Below are 19,703 nucleotides of genomic sequence, written 5' to 3'. Positions count from 1 at the left end.
ACAGGTAGGATGTAAATAGCGCCCCACACTAAAAAACCTCTGTATGGGAAATGGAGATTCGGTCCATTTACCAAAGCAGAGGTTTTATTGTGAATTCATGACTGTTGCTTCATGCGAAGCATTTGATCCAAAAGCTCTTTCACATCTTTTTCTGGAAAAGCTGCAAGCAGGGTCTCTTGAAAGGTATCTTGTGCACGGAGGAGCTTGTCTTCGCCAATGGCAGTCAAGGCAGTATAGATACTTCTGCGATCAGCATCACACGCTTTTCTTTCTAAAGCGCCACAGCCTTTGGCCTCAAACCGACTAACCAGTCGGGAAACTGCACTCTGGCTTAAACCCACCATAGCTTCGAGTTTCTGCAATTTCAGTTTCTTCTCCGGCGCTTCCGACAAAAATAACAGCAAATAAAATTCTTTTAAGGATAAGCCATGTTTGGCTTGTAGATTAGCTTCCAATTCATTCGTCACATTCATTTGTATATGCGTTAACGTCAACCAACTCGTTATAAGTTCATTGTTAAGAATGTCGCCCATTTTATTATTCATCTCCCGGGTGTATGGCTTTTCATGATTTTTTCCTTCTATATAATAGTACTACAATCCACAACCATACATAAAGTATAGGTTCGATACTTATACTTTATTTTATTTTTAAAAAAAGGAGAGACCGTTTCTCCAAGAAGCCGGCCCCTCCACACTTTACAATTATTTTGTTTAGACTTCACACTATTTAAATTAGTCTTTACCCATTATTTCTTGGAAACCCGAAAGAATATTGTCTGGGAATACCAGCATCTTTCTGAAGCTCAACCCCTGCTTCCAGCGTCCAGTATGGATTTCTCAACATGCCCCGGCCCACGGCAACAAGATCAGCTTCCTCATTCCCAATCACGGCATTAGCAAGTACAGGCTCATCCAATCTGCCAACCGCAATAACCGGAACATTCAAGCCATACTTGATTTTTCTGGCCAAAGGAACCTGATAAGCTGCATGCGTCCCTGGTTTCCCGGCAGCTGCGATAGGACCTTCACCACCTGCACTGATATGGAAAATATCTGCGCCTGCTTCTTTGTAAGCTTTACTAAATTCCAAGCTTTCTTTGATACCGTACCCGCCCTCAACATATTCTTGAGCGGAGATACGCATAATCAATGGCATTCCTTCCGGCATTTCACTTTTTGCTGCGCGAATGACTTCTGTACCAAACAGTGTTAAATCCTTGCCATATTCATCTGTTCTTTGATTGGTTAGAGGGGAATGGAACTGATGAATAAGGTAACCATGCGCTCCATGAAGCTCGATAACATCAAATCCCGCTTGTATCGCCCGCTTCACGCCCAACCGGAATTTCTCAACCATAGCTTTCACTTCTCCAGTTGTTAAGGCACGTGGTGTTTTGGAGTCAGCATCAAAAGGAACGTTAGAGGAGGATACAGGAACTGCTGCATCTTCTGCTTTACGTCCGGCGTGTGCAATTTGAATACCTACTTTAGCGCCATAAGAATGACAAGCTTCAACGATTCTAGCCAGTGCAGGAATTTGCTCATCAGACCAAATACCAAGATCAAAATCAGTAATCCGGCCATCAGGCTCCACGTCCGTCATTTCAATAATAATTAATCCAGTTCCGCCAACAGCGCGGCTTACGTAATGATTATAATGCCAATCCGTAGCAATTCCGTCTTTGTTAGACACTGAATACTGACACATTGGAGGCATAACCACGCGGTTCTTCAGCTTCAAATCCTTCAATTCATACGGGGTGAATAAGTCCTTCATGATATCTCTCCTCTTTATAAAAAACTAAGTATAGTATGATCAATGCTTCCAGTGAACATGAGTTTCTAAGTTCATCTTATATAAAATATTTATAAATGCATGCTCATGCATGTATATTATTATAGAATAGCGATGATGTCAACCGTAAATAATCTTCTGCTAAATGGAAACTCCGTGTATTGTTGAAACTTCTATCTTAAGGTAATATATGGATATCTATTTTTTCTTTGAAAGGATGACCTCACTCGTGGACAAAAAGCTCTTACAATCGCATAGTATTTTCCCTACGTTGAATATTGAGCAAACAGCTGCCTTCTACAGCCAGTACTTAGGTTTTAAAGCTGTACCCTATTTAGATACACAAGAACCACATCTTTGTTTGTATCGTGACGATACAGAGATTATCCTTACGCAATCCCATGGACAAAAGGTCATTCCCAATCGAGAGTTGTACGGTTATGGATACGATGCCTATTTTATTACGAAGCAGCAACAAGAGTTGGAGAAGGAGTTCGAAGCCGCCGGTGTTCATATTGTTCGTTCTTTATCAAACACCGATTATAATAACAAGGAATTTGTGATCGAAGATGTGGATGGTCGCTGGATTGCTTTTGGAATCAAAAAATAAAAAAACGGCTCTCAGCCGTTTTTTCTTGTATTTAAAAGAGTCCCCATAACTTCTTACAACTATTTTTACGGGAAGGATCCAAAACATCCGTAACCCCAATCTTATTTAACTTGTGTAGTAACTCTTCCTCGCTATGCTTGATTTTATAATCTAACTCCTCCCCATAGAGCGGAATTAACGTATAAAAGTGCACCACTTTCTCATGGGTCATTTCTAAATTAAAGAAACCGGCTTTATCTTTTACATCTGGAACCCAAACGAACATCCCTTGAAATCCTGTATCCTCACTATAAGGCTGGGCGGGATTCCCGTTCACAAGCGTATGCCCCATATAAAGCCATGTATTATATTCATGCGGAAACCTAGCCATTGTTTTCAGGGCTCGAATCGGCCAATAATTCCGTTCATCCTTAAAAGCCTCATCCGACAGCTTCCAGGTAGGAGGGAGACAAATCATTAGCTCAGCATATTGATATTCTTCTGCACCTTCTGGCACCGTCATCGGTAATTCGCTCATTCCAGAGGTAATTAAAGTATAGAAGTTCCGCTCAGGCGTCGGATCAAGAATTAGAATATCTATCGACAGAACACCTGAAATAATTTCTTTAAAAACATTATCAATAACACCTATGTATTTTTCAATATGATTACATATTTTCTCATTAGACTGAGCAGAATGCATTCATAATTCCTCCCTTATATATGTTTATCGGTATAAACAAAGGAGAGTTTATTGCTAATTTACAGAATTTCTTCTCCACTACCATGGATCTCACAAAAATCTTTATGAACCCTACTAATTAATGCCGAATAACCTTGCCCCTGATCTAAAAGATGCTCCACAAGGAACTTACTTATAAGCTCATTTAAGCAAGTATGAATTTCACAGGTTCTTTGTTTTAAATTCTCTCCTTCCTCATAAAGGGGCAGATCGCTAAATGACATATGTGTAGCCTTTCGTATTTTTAGAAAAGATTTATATCCGTTCCAATTCTGAAAAAGCGCCTCTTGTCCTTTGATGAAATCATTTGCCAGTTTCTCCTGTAATATATTACTTAAGGATTTTAAGGTCGAGGCCTTTTGCCTTAATACAAGAAGCGGCACAGTATTGTTCTTCTCTTCATTCTCAATATATAAGTGCATGCTTGCATCTAATAAAATAGCAGCTTTAATTCTATAGTCTTCCATAGTTAAATCTAATGCAGTAGCACCGCCGATGGAATGGCCGATAATACCAATCTTATTCATATCAAATAAGCCCTTCACATCTTTATCCATAGAATTAAGCGTGGACAGGTGATCCAGAACGTATTGAATATCTTTTTTTCGAATGGAAATTAAGTTATGTAAATCGGTATAATCCGCAGCTTTTATTTGCCTCATAGCTTCGGATTGATTAATAAATTCTCCACTAGGGCAAACAGTAAACATAGCTTCGTACGCAGCACTGACCGTTACCACGATGAAACCTTGCTTGGCCAGCGCTTCTATATTATAAATATACATATCTCTATCTAAACCTAATGCAGGTGAGTAGATGATGACTGGATAGGAGCGTTTGGATTTGCTTTGAAAGGTCCGATCGCTGATTGAGGTAGATAATGTATTTATGATTTCCATGTTCATGCCAATATCTTGTAGAAGCTCTCTCGCCTGTTGTTGACAGGGCCCGAAAAGCTCCATATATTTCATTGCAGATGCGTTTTTATTTAATACACCCTCTGTATCCGGATAATAAATACTTATAACTATTTTCCTTCCCTCTGACTCTTCTTGGAACGTTTCCGTGCGTGTGTAATCCTTCAATAATTCAACTTTTCGAAAAACTCCCATTGCCCCACCCCATTTTTCCTAATATTCTATATTTTAATTGATTTTCCCATTTACTGAAATGCAATCTCCTTAATGTCCATAATAATGTCGATTACAATGAATGGAATGAAGCTGTATGAACGGTTATAATACCTAAGTGCATAAGAAATCTCTAAAAACTTCAGGGATGTGGAAAATTTAATGGTGAATAATTCAGCATATACACTTTATTTACGTGAGGATTGGAAAAAACTAAGCGATTTCACCGCTATCCAATTATCAGAAGAAGAACTTATGGAAGTCCAAAGTATTAATGAAAAAATCTCCAGCGAGGATGTTAACGAAGTCTATCTTCCTCTGTCCAATTTACTAAATCTGCAACTTCTATCTGCTCATAAATTTAATGAGTCTATAAATCACTTTCTAAACAATGATCTAAAAAAAGGTCCATTTATCATAGGTATCGCGGGAAGTGTCGCTGTTGGTAAAAGCACTACGGCCAGACTCCTACAAAAACTCCTCTCACAATTACCTTCCCATCCAAAAGTGGATTTAGTTACGACTGATGGGTTTCTACATCCCAACGCAGAGCTGGAAAAGCGCGGTATAATGACGAAAAAGGGCTTTCCTGAAAGCTACGACACGCGTAGTTTAATTTCTTTTTTAACGGATGTGAAGTCTGGGATGCCGCGGGTCCAAAGCCCTGTATACTCTCACTTAACTTATGATATTGTGCCAGATGAATATATTACGATTGAGAATCCGGATATTCTAATTGTTGAGGGCTTAAATGTTCTTCAGACTGCGATTACAAATAATCATAATATGCCTAACTATTTTGTATCTGATTTCTTTGATTTTTCTATTTATGTGGATGCTGATGTGAACGATATCGAGACATGGTACATTGATCGGTTTATTAAGCTCAGAGATACTGCCTTCCAAGATGAACAATCTTATTTCAAAAAATATGCACAGCTGTCTCTAGAGGAATCTATTGAAATCTCAAAGCGGATCTGGAAAGAAATAAACTACGTTAATTTGCAGCAAAATATTCTGCCCACCCGAAATCGTGCGGATCTTATAATGCATAAGGACAACAATCATCACGTAGATCAAATTAAGCTGCGAAAATAAAGATTGAAGTCCTTAGCCGACCAAGTTGCTGAGATTCAGCACTTGGTTTTTTGGTGTTCACATGAAATTGGGTGAATATTCTGGGTTTAATGTCTCTGTCCTCTGATCAAGGCGAACGTATACTGTGGTACATTCGTACACAAACGTGAAGAGAGGATAAATCAAATGATCGATATCGCCTTGGCTTTTCAAGATAAGGATGGGAAATATGCTGAACATGCCGGAGTCGTTCTAGCGTCAATTTTTCATCATACGAGTTCCCCAATTCATATTCATATTTTACATGATGTTTCTTTAAGTGAAACTAATAAGCGCAGGCTTAGCGCATTAACTACAAAACATAATCATACCCTTAGCTTTTATTCAATCACTATGCCTGATGATCTAACTCAGGTGCTAGCCAATGTTAACTCCATTAATGTATGGACGCAGGCATGTATGTATCGATTGCTTCTTCCTGCACTAATACCCGTGGACAAAATCATCTATCTGGACTGCGATGTATTAGTGAATATGGACATTACTGAATTATGGCAGGTTGAACTGAATGACAAGTATTTGGCTGCAATTTGGGACCAGGGAATTAGAGAGGTTGCTCATATTGTGAGCGCTAAGGGATTAAATCCTGATCTTTATTTTAATTCCGGAGTGATTTTATTTTCTTTGCATAATATCCGCCAGAATACCAACTGGTACGAAGAAATGCTAACCTTCCTACGTACCTTTCCTGATGTCACCATGCCAGATCAGGATGTTCTGAATGCAGTTTTTGGTGGGAATTACCTCCCCCTCGATATCCGTTTTAATTCGTTCAACACAAACATTCCGGACCATGATTTCACTAACAAAATCATCCATTTTGCCGGAGATGATAAATGCTGGAATAAAGATTCCGCAGGTTCATCCCTATATCAGCAATTCCTAAAGCTAACCCCTTGGAGAATCACCAGAGCCAAAATCAGACGAAGAAAACGGAAAAGCAGCCCTTTAAAACCACACCTCACCCGAAAAAGAAACAAGCCGAAAATAAAAATTGTTCAGTTGAACTTAACCCCTATTCTTTTAGCCGATTTAAAACAAATTAGACCGATTAGACCGATTAGAAAAAGCCCCATTTGATATGGGGCGGCATTTCTTTAGTTCACTTTTGTAAAAAACCATTTCTGAGCATCACTCCCGTTATCCGTCCACTGCTGAACTGCTGCACCATCGGCTGTTGATGCTCCGGATACATCCATGGCTAATCCGCTCACTTTTGAAATAAGCTTATAATAGCCCCCTCCAACATCAATAATGCTCCATCGCTGAGCGTTGGTACCATTGTCATCCCATTGCTGCAGCTGTACACCGCTCGCGGTTGATGAGTTCGGCACATCCAACACTTTTCCACTATGCACTGCCGTAAGCTTGTAATAACCGTCGCCTGTACTCTCCACTTTAAATTTCTGATTATTGGCAGTGTAATTGGTCCATTGCTGCATTTTCGCCCCGCTTGCTGTGGATACATCCACTACGTCCAGAACCTTGCCACTAGCCTTGTCAGCTAAAGTGTAAATCCCACCACTAACGATGCTTGAGGTAGGCGCAGCCTGATACACACGTACGTAATCAACCAGCATTTGAGCTGGGAAAGCAGTTGAAGCATTTGGACTTCCCGGCCAATTTCCACCCACGGCAAGGTTTAGCAGGATGAAGAAAGGTTTCTGGAACTCCTCCGTATTTCCGGTTCCGTTCTCAATATAAAAAGCATTAAATGGGTTGCCGTCTACAAACCATCTTATATAATTCGCATCCCATTCCACGCTGTACACATGGTACTGTGAGAAATCGAGGTTACCAGACACCTGACCGTACTCGGCATGCCCATTGGCATCCCAATGTACCGTCCCGTTAACAAAAGCATTATTGTTCACACGCTCCATAATGTCCGTTTCCCCAGATTTCGGCCAACCCACGGAATCAATATTCGCCCCAAGCATCCAAAATGCTGGCCAGAGTCCCTGTCCTGAAGGCAATTTGATTCTAGCTTCGATTTTTCCGTAGGTGAAGCTTTTGAGTCCCTGTGTTTTGATCCGTGCAGAGGTATAATTCATCCCCCCGTACGACTCCTTTTGTGCAGTAATCACTAAATTCCCACCCGTTACCTGCAGGTTCTGCGGACGACTGGTATAATACTGAAGCTCATTGTTTCCCCACCCCCCGCTACCCGTACCTATTTCCGCCGACCAATTATTAGTGTTCAGAGAATTCCCATCAAATTCATCGCTCCATGCCAGATTCCAGCTTGATGCCGCGCTTGAACTCCCTGTAGGTACCCAAGCAATTAAGAGGGTGAACAGCAGAAATAGACTTAACATTTTTCCTTTTCGTAACATCGTCTTTTCCTCCTACTGATTTCATTGCGCGGCGCGCTCGCACATTTGAAACCGGTTTCGAATAATGGATAAAACAAAACGTTATCCCATAAACAGCTATAACAGCCAGAGTCAGGTTAACGCCTCGCTTCATTTGATGTGTACGTCTTTTCTAAACGCAATATGCCAACATTTCGATTAAAGGGACCATTTTCCATAGTTCTGCATGCTTAATGTCCAGGTTTTCTCTGCGTCTTTTACCGTCGCCATACTCTCTGAGAGCGTCCATGCGATACCAGCATACTGATCCTTATGATGGTCAAGGAATGATTTCCAATGTTGTCCCCCGTCTATCGTTATATATAACAATGTATGTTCATTTTCAGCGGGCCGAGTAATTAAGATTCCTTGATCCTTCGTAAGAAAGAGGGGAGGATAAGCATAGATTTGCGAGTTTACTAACTCATCCGGCACTGTGACAGTCTGTTCACTCCAGGTAACTCCACCATCCATTGTTTTATATAAACCAACCTTTCCCTCCCATGGAGCATTCGTTGTAATCCAGCCTTCTTTTTCGTTAACAAAAGTAAGTCCCGATTTCACCCCGCTAGGAAGAGTACTTCCTGCTTGTAAGCTATCCCCAATCTCCTTCCAAGTCTCTCCCCCATCACTAGTTGTATAAAGCTCCATATCTTCACGTGACATTCCTTGAAAAGGATAGACTGCTTTCCAACCTATATTTTTGTTGAGGAACACAGTATCTCCTCTGCGGTTATCTGAAGGATCAGGAGAAGGAGAAGTTTCCTGATTAGAGGTTGGATGAGGAATTGGAGTGGAATTGGAACAACCAGATGCTATCACTGCAGCAATTAGTAGTATTGAAACTAGATATTTCATCTTGTTACCACGCCTTCGTTTATTTTTCTAAAAAAGTATAGTGGTGCTGTACATATAGCTTGGTCCGCAAACGTATTCCTTAAATGAAATTTTATCCTAAACTATCTGAAAAGTATTGACAGTTTCTTTATATAAACCAGCAACACCAAGGCCTATCGGACCGAGGAGACGTTATTGGTTCATTTTCAAGAGAATTCTTGTGTTAACGGACTGAGATGCAACTATTTGGCTAATCCTCCTACTTTTATAGGCAATAAACAGACAATAAGGGCTATACGGTCCGCGAGTTCGGTAAATGGAGCTAAAAAGCAAAGATAAGTGCTATACAGTCCGTAGATGATGTGAACGAAACCTTCAAGCAGCAGGTTATCAGCTTAAAGCTATCAGTTCAAAGTAGATATGAATGAATTCATCAAGCAAGGATCTACTCTTTGAATGTCAAAAGAAAAAGAAACGGCATTTCTGCCGTTTCTTTGGGTTATGGATGGTCAGGACTCAGAGCCTGTTTTACTCCAATCCATGTTCTTTGCGGATGTTATACATGCCTTGAACAAGCAGTTCGGATGGATCCCGGTTCAATTGCAAATGAGTCAGCAACAGATGAAGCGGGAATGCGCATACGTTATTCCCATCGGTGATAGCTGGAAATCCAGCCTCGAAGACTGGTCCCAATTTCTCGTTCCATGCTAGCCCGACATGCACTTTTTCTGGAGCAAATTCTTGGGTAATTTCCTCAATACAAAGCGGAACTAACACATTGTCAATAATCCCTTTTGCTTCTTCTTCACTTGCTGGTGGTTTTGGAAGTGTTTTGCCTCCCTCAATTTTCATCAGCTCAACGAAGAATGAGGCCATCCATGCTGCCGGATCCTTACCCGACTGGAATCTTGCAATTAACTCGCGCAGAAAAAATCCGCAGGAATACACCTGATCTAATTCAGTTTTCACGTGAAAAACAAAAACAGGGCCGTAGGCTTCCATGTTCAATACTTGTCCTTCAACATCTTTAAAGTGTACTCTCAATGCTACAAGGCCGTTATGGTGAACAGCCTTTAGCAGCTGCGCCATATCCTCTTCAGACATTTCTGTATTATCATTTACTTCCTCATTCTCATTTGTTATTTCATTTTCATTAGTCGTCTCATTGTTCATTTTATAATTCCCTCCCATACCTATCATACCATCTAGCGAATTGAAGGAACACTTTATAATAGAACAATTTCTACCAGATTGCAGAGAAAACAAAAAAAACGGCAGCTTTGCCGTTTCTCTGTTCGTCTCGCTGGAGCTTAAAAGCTAGATCATATCCCTTACTTTCTTCACTATTTTTCCAGTTAATTGATTAATATCGCCCTCATTTAACTTATAAGCTGAGGTATCTTTACGTGCAGGCTTGTGATCTGCTGATATCAGATCTGCGATATGCTGCTCGATGAATACAACAGGGTCTGCTCCAGTTCTTTTTCTAAGCTCCCCTGGCACCTTCGGATTTGGACCGTCAGCTCCACCATTGATTGAAAGGTAACCATACTTTTGCGGATTTTTCTTCAAGTACTCTAAATAGGCACGGAGCGGTGTGGCCACTTTCCCCATCCAAACCGGTCCAAAAAATAGGATAATATCATATTTTCCTATTTGCTCAGGCTTCGGTTGAACCAACGGTATCCTGTCAAAAATCATATCAAAGGTAATCCTACCGAGTGTTCGGGGTTTAGCTTCCGAGATTCGGATATATTCAGCCGACAACGCTTTCGCCACACTCCTTGCTAATGCTTCATTATTACCTGTGAATGAATACGAAATGACTGCAATGTTCATATAAATTCTCCTTAAAATGAATTATTTCGTCTCCGCCTGCAGTAGGGCATTTTCGAGTGCCTTAAGATGTGTTTTAGAGGTAAGCGTTGCCCCGCTGATAACGTCCACCTGAAGAGACTGCGATTCAATCACATGACCAAACAAATCACCAATGCTTAGCCCACCCTTCAGTTCAGCAGGGTTCCCTGTTTTGTCCAAGGCACCTTTGAGTATTTTGATATCTGACAGCCGTCCAGCAGATATTGTGGCCTTCACCATGGTATCTCTGGAATGATCTTTGATGCCAATGTATTCCCCCACATAGCTGCCCTCCCGCAGTTTCTGTATATCTATGGCGTGGATAGTAAGCTGCTGAACTTCATGCCTTCCCGGAGCAGATAAGAGAATACCACCTATCCAACCTATGACTGTAATCCCGCATAGAATGCTGAGAACAATAATCCATTTATTGAATTTTCGCTTTTTTCCTCTTCTCTTACTCACCTGCTTGCCTCCTTCCTTTTGATTTAAAATTTGAATGAATATTTTATAATTCATTCATTTCACTAAAAAAAAAACTGCACCATAAGTGTATTAGGGGCAGTCTGTCAAACCCTTCATAATTAGTTCCAGCATATTGTCCAAAAGTTGTGGAAAATACTCCAGCCCGATTTCTTCCTTGTGGGTTTCCACATTAATCATTGCGCCGAAGATCATCATAATCATTTTACTATCCATATCGCTGCGCATTTTACCATCGGCTTGCCACTGCTTAATGATTTCATGGAAGCTATCATACAAGAAGTCATTTACCTGAATGTTGGTTTCTTCCCGGTACAGCTGTTCGATTTTTGCGAAAACACTTTTGTTATACCATTCCTTAAGAATGGGGTTGGCTATCATACCTTCCAAATTAAGCACCATCATCTGCCGTATTAGTGCTAATGGGCTTTGGCTCATATCGAGCGATTGCATACAGCTTTTTTTGAGCTTTTCGTTTTCCTCTAAAAAAATATCCATAAAAAGCTTTTCCTTAGAGGGATAATAGTTGTAAAAACTTCCTACAGCTATTCCAGCCATTGTGGTAATGCCAGAAACATTCGTGTCTTTAAAGCCTTTATTGCTAAATAGCTCTTTCGCACATTCGTATATCTTTGTTTTTTTGTCTTCCACTTTTCGTCTCTCCGTGAATGAATAATTATTTTTTCATTCATATCATAGTGTTAACAGCAGAATATGTCAATGCACAAATAGATCACCAAAAGCATCAACATCCTTAGCCGAACCAATGCCGCTGTTATATTCCACCCAGCCCTTACGCCCCTCACCATCATTGTCATTGACCAATAACGAAAATTTCAGCTTCATTCCTGGCTTCACCTGTACATCGTCGGATTTTAGTTCAGGCCAGGGAATGGCTAGTTCGTAGCTGGTTTTTGAATCTTTACGTTCCACGGCATACTGTAATTCTATAACATCACCCAAATTAAACCCCTTTGGTGCCAACCAGCACCATTTGAGTAATTCGCCCGTATCTCCGCGAGCCACACCGAGTTCATGGTACTCAGAAGGCACCGTTCCATCCCCGTTGGCAATGCCAATTCCAATCTGGATGCTGTCCCCACTCCAGATGGCATCTCCTGATGCTGACTGTGCATGATAATCATCGATAACTTCTACCCCAAGGTAAAGATTGTCGGCATCCCATGCTAAGGAACCCTTGGCGCTGAGATCCTGCTCTCCTTGCCAGCCCATGATTTTGACATCCTTCACATCAAAGGGAGCTTGATTCCCCCAGTCCGACAAGTTGCCATCGATTTGGACAGGCGGACTGAGTTTCGGCAACAGAAGCACGTTAGAAGAATCAACTGTCGATTGCAATAAGGTACCTATATCATTAAAAACTTTAAGCGACCGCTGGCCTCTTGCCAGCTCAGGAATCTCAAGACGAACGCTCTTACCCGGCTCCAGATTTTCCACAGTCGAAGCATAAGTACCTCGGGTAGATCGTCCCGTCTCATAATCAGCTTCCACTGAACCGCTGAAATTGCTTGTAGATTGATTAGTAACATCCATATGGGTTTTTATCTCTTTGGCAGACTCCTCATAAAAGGTCTCGTAATACACTGCCAGCGGGTCGATTACGTTGATATTCATAGTGAAGCTTGATGCCGCTGTAGGATCTGCACCCTGAGAGACGAACAGCGAATCGTTTCCGCGCACCAAGCTTTCCGGAACCTGTATCCGCAGCGAACCTTCTTCTTCTCCATTAAGCAGCCATCCCTCTGGCAAATCGATATTAAGCGGCTCCTTCGATGCGCTGCGATAAGCTTCAGGCAGCTTAATATCAAAAGTAGAACCAGAAGCAACCGTGATCCCCGAATTTTCCGGAAGACTCGCAAGGTCCGAACTGTTCATGACATTCCACAGAAAATGTGCTGTCGTCTCCATAATTTCATCGATATATTTTTCATTTTTATAATCATGTCCGACTCCCTCCAGCGTGAGCAGATTATGATAAATACCTTTCTCTTTCAATTGAGCGGCTAGGTCAATACTTTGCTGGTACGGCACCATTTTATCTATCGTTCCATGAATAATTAGGACAGGCGGCAGCTTGTTGTCAGCACTTCTTGCCAGTTCACCACCATAAATATCTATAATGGAAAATACAGACTTAACCAGGGAGGGATCTTTTGCTAAGGATAGATTCACAAAGTTCATGGCCAGATGACCTCCTGCTGAATCTCCGCCAATAACTATACGTTCCTTGTTCAATCCATAAGTCTCCGCATGCTGATTAATCCATTTGATCACATCATTTATATCCTCATTAGCATCATTAAGTGTGCGAGTAAAATTGAAAAACGGATCTTTTTTTAGCCTATAATCAATAGCGAGAACAGCATATCCCCGTTTTGCCAGGCCTTCGGAAAAATCTGCTGCATCAGACTTATCCCCTCCGGTATAACCTCCGCCATGAATAAAAATAAATACTGGCCTCTGCTTGGTTTCATCTCCAATGGGCTGGTACAAATCGAGCTTCAGCGGTTCTTCAGCATCCGTCTCGTTTTTCTTACTTGCATACAAAATATCGTGTTTCACTGTAACTTTATATGCGGGATCCAAGTACTGCACCGGAGTTTCTCTGTTATTTACAGTAACGTTAGCCATTGTTGTGTTAGTATCAACAGTACTCGTAGGCAGCACTTCCTGCACTTGCTTCTCAGAGGCGCTTTTATTTTCCCGGTGATTCAGCAGCAACCATGAACCTAATACAATAAACAGAATAAGAACAACATAAATAGGCCTTCGCTTCATTAGGACAACCTCCCAGAATGATTTTGAAACCAAAAAAGTAACGTGATGCCAATAACATCATTCTAGAATTCAAGATAGCGTTTAACAATTATGTATTCCTTCGTGAATTAGGTTTAATATTACGTACTTATAATAAAAAAAGAGGACATCCATAGGTTGGAGTGCCCTCTTATTGCGCAAGAATTAGAAAAACTCTGTCTATTCATTCTAATCTTTGTCAAAATGCTTAATTACAACATTATTAAAAATCGCGGTGCCACCTTCAGAAAACAAGGTAATGCCTTGATCCTTTATTTCCGGGAAGATTTCATTAGAAAATACAATTTCACCATCATCTATAAAAACTTCAATACTTGTTCTATCCACAAGGATCTTCAGATGCACTTTTTTCTTGTTCACATCAAAGGGGGCCTTGCTTTCAAGATATCTGTCACTCTCATCAGGTTGTCCAGTGAAGGCTCTATTAACATAAGAATATTGTCCTTCAACAAACACTCCTACGTCCACGTGGCGCGTCTTATCTGCGGATTCACGAAGTCTTAAGCCTACATTGGTATTCTCTGACCAAGATAGATCTGCATCGAGCTGGTAATTTTCGCCTGTGATATCAAGTGTTGACGAGCCGTTCACTTTTATTTGTTGCAAGGAATCCGTTGAAGTTACCATTTGATCTAATGCTTCGATGGGCTGTGATACTAACTGATACGACTGCTCTTCATCTCGTGTTAATTTTATTTGACGCACGATTGAATCCATTCCGTTAAAACCTTCGTTAAGATTGGGGGTAACATGAGGGTAATCCCAATTATTCATCCAGGCCAAAGCATATCGATGATTGTATTGATCCTTGTCCTTTCCTTCTTCAAAAGTTACAGCACCATACCAATCAAATCCATAATCTAGCCACTGTGGTTCATGATGATCCGCGATAAATTCATTCTCATTAAAATTTCCAGTCCAGTAGGCATACGTGTTAGGTTTACCTATCGACTTACCATTTGCACTGACCCCAAGAACCCATTTATAAGTGCCATCATTCGCCCGCATCATATAGAAGTCAGGACACTCTACAATTCCGATATTTTCTGTTTCGAAGCCGCTTGTATAGTGCCAATCTTTTAAATTGTCAGACTCGTAAAAGCCCACTTTCGTACCTTCGGCTAGCGTCATCACCCATTTATGAGAATGTTGATCCCATATTACCTTCGGGTCTCTGAAATCTTCTGTGCCCGGATTTGGCAAAATAGGATCATCACTATAAGATTTAAACGTCAGCCCACGATCCGTACTGAACCATAAATATTGTTCTTGCTTCCCCGTCTCTGCAGAGGGCTGTGTTAAAATCGCCACAATAGCCCCTTCGCCAAAACCTGCTGTATTGCTATCGTCAACAACAACAGATCCTGACCAGGGATCGCCATTGGGTGTTGTATATTTTGGAATCGCAACGCCTTCATCTGTCCAGCTCACCAAATCCGTTGATGTGGCATGTCTCCATTCTGTACCATTTCCATCCGGGTAATCAGCATTATAGAGATAATAGTAATGATATTTACCATCAAAATAAATGGGTTTCTGCGGATCGTTTTTCCAATGCTCAGGTACAGTGAAATGATAGCTAGCCCGAGTGGTAGGTTTATGATCAGGAACGTCGGTCCCCGGCTTCTTCTTCTCTCCAGCGTCATAAGTTACTAATACTATCGTCACAAAACAAATTAAACAAAGGATTAATATAGTGATTCCTATCATTTTTTTCTTATTCAAAATATACCTCGCTTTTTTACATTGCTAATCTCAGCTTATAAAAAGAAAAGTAAACGCCAACTACATTGGCATTTACTTTGTAAATGATTAATACGGTTTGTTACCTTTAAGCGTCAATTGCCCTTGTTCCAAAATGCTGTTCGGTACAACTGAAGTCTTGGAGCCTTTAATATTCAGCACAAAGCTTGGGGCAAAAGTGGAATGATGATCCCCAAAGTAACCTCTATTCGTCATGTAACTTGTGATGACTACATTATTCCCTTTCACTTGCGGAATCGCAAAGTGAGCATAAGTCCAGGTAATATCATAAGGATTAAGATCTTGATGGAGGACAAGTCCTGTACCATTTAATGGTTTATAGGGTCCGGTTAAAGAATTAGATACGTACCCGAGCATGTAGATGTCTTCATCATCAATGCCATCAATGAACATTTTAGAACCTCTTGAGCTTGTGAACAGATACCACTTGCCATTCAATTTAAATATGTTCGCACGTTCAATTTCATCTGTCACGGTATTGGAGGCAAGTAGCGGCTTCATTTCTTTTTTGAATGTATAATCATTATTTAATTCAATGATACCGAGCGCACCATTCGCGGTTTCCGCAGATGTTTTGTCAGCACTGCTTAGTAGTTTCTTTTTCTCCGCTTGGAAGAAGGCATTGCTATTACCATAATAAGCTTTGTTAAAAAGAGATTCTTCACCCTGGTAACCCGTAGTTGTCCCTGTATTTGCTTCAAATACAAGATACTTGTGGCCTTTATCCTCCACATAGTGAGGATCTCTTAAGGTATGATTATCGTCGTAATCGCCTTTGCTAAAACCGGTGATATCAACACTTTGATAAATTTCACCTTGATTACCGTCATAGATGGATTTCATATCTTCTACGCCATCAATCTTAAGGGTATCCCCATCCGGGGCAGAGACATTAATTTGAGCTGTAGTTAAAGTTTGTTTCCCGTAAAATCCGCGATCTGGATCCCAAGGATGACGATTAGTGTAAAACAAGCGAACTTTGCCATCAGATGTCATGGTTGCTGAACCGGACCATTCTTCGGCTTGATTGTTTAAAACATAATCATCAGGAACAAGTTTGTCACTATCCTTAAACACTCTGCCGGCATTCTTCCAGCTGCTGATAGAGTTGTCTCCTTCTTTCTTATAGAACAAATAAATAAATGTGTCTGATCCATTATTAGGGTCGCCCGCCAGACCAAAAACAATTTGATACCCCTTATAACTGGCTACAGTTCCATCTGCATTTTGCAGCGGCCAAGTATCCCAAACATCCATTTCAATTTTGTTTCCATTCTCATCGAACTTAATGGCTGCAGGAATGTTCTCAATCGTTGAAGCATCAAATTTTGGGACTTGGAATTGTTTACTATTTTGTTGTTTGGGTAATTTTAACATGTCAGCGCGAGTGATATGAGAGAAACCATAGTCATTGTACTCCGGCTTGTTCGGCTTGTTATTTCCTTTCGCAAAGGTTTGAGTAGCTCCACCTAACATTAAAGCAGCTGTAAAGGTTAGGATTGTTGTTTGTTTAATCATTTTCTTGAAATTCATCATCTAACTCCTCTTATACTTTAAATTTGGGTTTCGATCTTCCTTTGTGCTGTTCCCCTTTTAAATTCTAATGAAGAGTAGACGTTATGAGTATGTCGTAAATTGATGCATTTACAGGGTTATATTGATTTGGTTTTATTACTTCACATGGGTATCCCACGATTTTTGAAGCTCTTGAAGCAATTGATCCCGATTAATTTGCTCTCCTACATAAGCTTGCATAAGATAGCCAAACTCCTCTCTTACTCTGGGAGGGAATTTAAACCAATTCCAAGATAAAGTTTTCTGTTCATCGACGTATCGCATAAGATCTTTTACAAGCGCTCCCGAACGGTCCGTCTCTATATTTTTAAAAGCTGAAATAAAATGAAAGCGATCCTTCATGAACTTTTTCCCTGTTTCCGAGGAAACCATCCAATTCAAAAACTTTTTGGCTTCCTTCTTCTTTTCTGGCGAAGATTCTTTATTAACAGCCCAATTATTAGATACCCCTACTGGCAACGCATTGTTTTCGGAACCATCATTAATAGGCATGGGTAAAAAACCGATATTCATATTCGGCGATATTTGATCAATTTTAGACTGAACCCAATTCCCTTGTTTAAGAATCGCCGTTCTCCCTGTTGCAAATAACTCAACTTCCGAATTATAATCTGTTGTCAAAAAATTTTCGTTACCATATTGTACGGTCAAATCCAGCATCCGAATGACATCTTTAACTTCCTTATTCGCTCGAAAAGATTGTGTTCCGTTGTTTAACCCTTGAATAAAAGCATCCGGGTCCTCCTGTTGTGCAATAGCAATATTCAACAGGAGGACAAAGAACCAATGATCGGAATACCCAACAGAAAAAGGAGTCACACCTATAGCCTTCAGCTTTTTCGCCGCCTCTTTTAATTCCGTAAACGTTGTTGGGAGAGGAGTAATCCCAGCCTTTGCGAATAAATCCTTATTATAAATAAAACCGTAGCCTTCAAAATTGATCGGCATCCCGTATATTTTCCCGTCCATCTTCATCGGTTCTAGCGCCTTGTCATAAGCCTGTTCCACCCAAGGTTGATCCGATAAATCCTCAAGATATCTACTCCATGCCTTCGCTTCTTCATAACCGCCATTTGGAAAAATATCCGGACCAACATTGGCCGCAAACCTCGCCTTTAGCTCATCAAGGTAGTTAGCTCCTCCGCCAAAGGTTAGAATTTCCACGTTAATATTCGGGTTTTCCTTTTCATATTCCTTAACCATCTGCTCGAATTCTATAGAAATTTCCACTTTAGGATTCAGTACCTCCAAAGTGACTGTCTTATCCGCTACCTTCAAATCCGCTTCCTTCAGTGGACGTGTATGCGCACCACATGAAGAAAGCGTTAGCGTAATCAACCCCACGATAATCATTTGAACCCTTTTTATTTTCATAATTCCCCCAGATGCATTCAACAATGAACTTATGTATTGGCTATCCTGACTTCCGAGTCTATTCCTCTTGCTCCCTGTGAATTACGATATTCAGCAGGCGTCATACCGACGTTTTTTTTGAATAGCTTAGAGAAATAAATCTCATCTTGATACCCTAGCTTTAAGGCAATCGAGTACATCTTTTCATCCGATTCTAGTAACCACTGTTTCGCTTGATTTATTCGTAAATGAATGACGTAGTTCGTAAGAGTCATCCCTACTTCTTGCTTAAATCTCCGCGAGATATGTTCTCGGCTCAGAAAAAAACGGGTGGATAATTTGTCCAAACTTAGCTCTTCCATATAATGCTCATCAACAAATGCGACAATATCATTCATACGCCTAACATCATCTAAATCCGCCAAACGATGGATTGCTCTAAAATTTTGTTCAGCCATAGACCTTTGTGCAGATTGAAAAGATAACGATATCTCTGCGAGCGATTGGATGGAGGGGCCACTAACCAAACGAACAGGTATATCAAAATGCTGGGTAATCCATTCCTCTATCGGGAAAAACTGTCCATGAAGGGACAGAATCACACAGACATTAGGATCATTTTGAAGTGTAAATGCATTTCCCCACTCCCGTGTAGCCAGTTCTTCGGTCAAAAGCTGAATGTATGGCTCCGAATAATGAGATTGGTAAAAATACATCATGGTGAAGTCGTATACGTCTGCCTGTGGGAGAGCCGAGGCAATTTCGCCTGCATCAAAAGCTTCACCGTTACAAGCAGCAGTAATCTCCCTGTTTAAGCGAAACATTTTTACCTCTTCATAAAATCCGGACTCCATATTGCGACGTTCTCCCTCTTCTTTTTCCCAGGCTCTCAACGCCCCTTCTAAAGTTTCATTCAGCATTTTCTCTTCAATTGGCTTCATCAAATAATCAAAGCATCCCAGCTTAAACGCTTTACGCATAAAACAATAATCGTCAAACCCTGAAATCATAATCACTTTTCCCGGGTAGTCTTTAGCAGCCAACCACTCGATTAACTCCATCCCGCTATTTTTGGGCATTTTGACATCTGTCATTATGATCTCTGGAGATTTCTGCTCAATTAACGCCTTAGCCTCGAGACCATTTCTGGCTTCCAGCACTTCGGTAATCCCGTATTGTTCCCACCGTCCCAAAAAACGGATGATTTTTCTAACATTAGACTCATCATCTACAATAAGAGCTTTCAT

The 19,703-nt window shown here is 40.7% G+C and carries 18 protein-coding genes; 3 read left to right on the top strand and 15 right to left on the bottom strand.

Annotated elements, in window-relative coordinates; translation table 11 throughout:
- Positions 1-95: 95 nt before the first annotated feature.
- Positions 96-533, bottom strand: a complete 438-nt coding sequence (locus MHH89_RS01120) for a MarR family winged helix-turn-helix transcriptional regulator (RefSeq protein WP_081386204.1) — start codon at positions 531-533, stop codon at positions 96-98.
- A gap of 208 nt (positions 534-741) precedes the next feature.
- Positions 742-1,779: an NADH:flavin oxidoreductase/NADH oxidase gene (locus tag MHH89_RS01115; protein ID WP_341086090.1), complete on the bottom strand. Its 1,038-nt coding sequence runs from the start codon at positions 1,777-1,779 to the stop codon at positions 742-744.
- Positions 1,780-2,026: 247 nt separating this feature from the next.
- On the opposite strand from MHH89_RS01115, the gene MHH89_RS01110 reads away from it, so the two are divergent.
- Complete coding sequence (locus MHH89_RS01110) at positions 2,027-2,407, top strand: VOC family protein (protein WP_076191215.1); 381 nt, start codon at positions 2,027-2,029, stop codon at positions 2,405-2,407.
- Positions 2,408-2,438: 31 nt separating this feature from the next.
- Here MHH89_RS01110 and MHH89_RS01105 read toward each other — a convergent pair whose 3' ends face one another.
- Together MHH89_RS01105 and MHH89_RS01100 are read right to left on the bottom strand one after the other, a co-directional pair.
- Positions 2,439-3,089 carry a suppressor of fused domain protein gene (locus MHH89_RS01105; RefSeq protein WP_076184305.1) on the bottom strand — a complete coding sequence of 217 codons (651 nt, stop codon included), beginning with the start codon at positions 3,087-3,089 and terminating at the stop codon, positions 2,439-2,441.
- A 59-nt stretch (positions 3,090-3,148) separates the two neighbouring features.
- The gene (locus tag MHH89_RS01100; protein WP_341086089.1) at positions 3,149-4,240 is read right to left on the bottom strand and encodes an alpha/beta hydrolase; all 1,092 of its coding nucleotides are present in this window, start codon (positions 4,238-4,240) and stop codon (positions 3,149-3,151) included.
- Between the two features lie 180 nt (positions 4,241-4,420).
- Here MHH89_RS01100 and coaA point away from each other — a divergent pair, with 180 nt between their 5' ends.
- Together coaA and MHH89_RS01090 are read left to right on the top strand one after the other, a co-directional pair.
- Positions 4,421-5,356, top strand: a complete 936-nt coding sequence (gene coaA, locus MHH89_RS01095; protein ID WP_341086088.1) for a type I pantothenate kinase — start codon at positions 4,421-4,423, stop codon at positions 5,354-5,356.
- A gap of 165 nt (positions 5,357-5,521) precedes the next feature.
- A complete protein-coding gene (locus tag MHH89_RS01090; protein WP_341086087.1) occupies positions 5,522-6,475 on the top strand; it encodes a glycosyltransferase family 8 protein in 954 nt (317 codons plus the stop codon).
- Positions 6,476-6,492: 17 nt separating this feature from the next.
- Here the strand turns inward: MHH89_RS01090 and MHH89_RS01085 are convergent, their stop codons facing one another.
- From MHH89_RS01085 to MHH89_RS01035, 11 genes are all read right to left on the bottom strand, one after another.
- A complete protein-coding gene (locus MHH89_RS01085; RefSeq protein WP_036679228.1) occupies positions 6,493-7,731 on the bottom strand; it encodes an RICIN domain-containing protein in 1,239 nt (412 codons plus the stop codon).
- 177 nt (positions 7,732-7,908) lie between these two features.
- The gene (locus tag MHH89_RS01080; protein ID WP_341086086.1) at positions 7,909-8,607 is read right to left on the bottom strand and encodes a WD40/YVTN/BNR-like repeat-containing protein; all 699 of its coding nucleotides are present in this window, start codon (positions 8,605-8,607) and stop codon (positions 7,909-7,911) included.
- Between the two features lie 507 nt (positions 8,608-9,114).
- Entirely contained in the window at positions 9,115-9,759 is a 645-nt protein-coding gene (locus tag MHH89_RS01075; RefSeq protein ID WP_076107537.1) for a hypothetical protein, read from the bottom strand.
- A 144-nt stretch (positions 9,760-9,903) separates the two neighbouring features.
- Positions 9,904-10,425: a flavodoxin family protein gene (locus MHH89_RS01070; protein ID WP_076124948.1), complete on the bottom strand. Its 522-nt coding sequence runs from the start codon at positions 10,423-10,425 to the stop codon at positions 9,904-9,906.
- A gap of 21 nt (positions 10,426-10,446) precedes the next feature.
- The gene (locus MHH89_RS01065) at positions 10,447-10,908 is read right to left on the bottom strand and encodes an FMN-binding protein (RefSeq protein ID WP_076124946.1); all 462 of its coding nucleotides are present in this window, start codon (positions 10,906-10,908) and stop codon (positions 10,447-10,449) included.
- A gap of 90 nt (positions 10,909-10,998) precedes the next feature.
- The gene (locus tag MHH89_RS01060) at positions 10,999-11,577 is read right to left on the bottom strand and encodes a TetR/AcrR family transcriptional regulator (protein ID WP_076124944.1); all 579 of its coding nucleotides are present in this window, start codon (positions 11,575-11,577) and stop codon (positions 10,999-11,001) included.
- Positions 11,578-11,643: 66 nt separating this feature from the next.
- Positions 11,644-13,725, bottom strand: coding sequence for a prolyl oligopeptidase family serine peptidase (locus MHH89_RS01055; RefSeq protein ID WP_341086085.1), 2,082 nt, complete (start codon positions 13,723-13,725; stop codon positions 11,644-11,646).
- Between the two features lie 207 nt (positions 13,726-13,932).
- On the bottom strand, positions 13,933-15,489 hold the full coding sequence (locus MHH89_RS01050; protein ID WP_341086084.1) for a glycoside hydrolase family 32 protein: 1,557 nt from the start codon (positions 15,487-15,489) through the stop codon (positions 13,933-13,935).
- A gap of 87 nt (positions 15,490-15,576) precedes the next feature.
- The gene (locus MHH89_RS01045) at positions 15,577-17,061 is read right to left on the bottom strand and encodes a glycoside hydrolase family 68 protein (protein ID WP_076179086.1); all 1,485 of its coding nucleotides are present in this window, start codon (positions 17,059-17,061) and stop codon (positions 15,577-15,579) included.
- Positions 17,062-17,199: 138 nt separating this feature from the next.
- Positions 17,200-18,477, bottom strand: coding sequence for an ABC transporter substrate-binding protein (locus MHH89_RS01040; protein WP_341086082.1), 1,278 nt, complete (start codon positions 18,475-18,477; stop codon positions 17,200-17,202).
- Positions 18,478-18,506: 29 nt separating this feature from the next.
- A complete protein-coding gene (locus tag MHH89_RS01035; protein ID WP_341086081.1) occupies positions 18,507-19,703 on the bottom strand; it encodes a response regulator transcription factor in 1,197 nt (398 codons plus the stop codon).

Source organism: Paenibacillus sp. FSL H7-0323, assembly GCF_038002725.1.
GTDB classification, from domain to species: Bacteria; Bacillota; Bacilli; order Paenibacillales; family Paenibacillaceae; genus Paenibacillus_AQ; species Paenibacillus_AQ odorifer.
The sequence above is the reverse complement of the archived record's forward strand: the minus strand, read 5'-3'. Positions and strand labels throughout refer to the sequence as shown.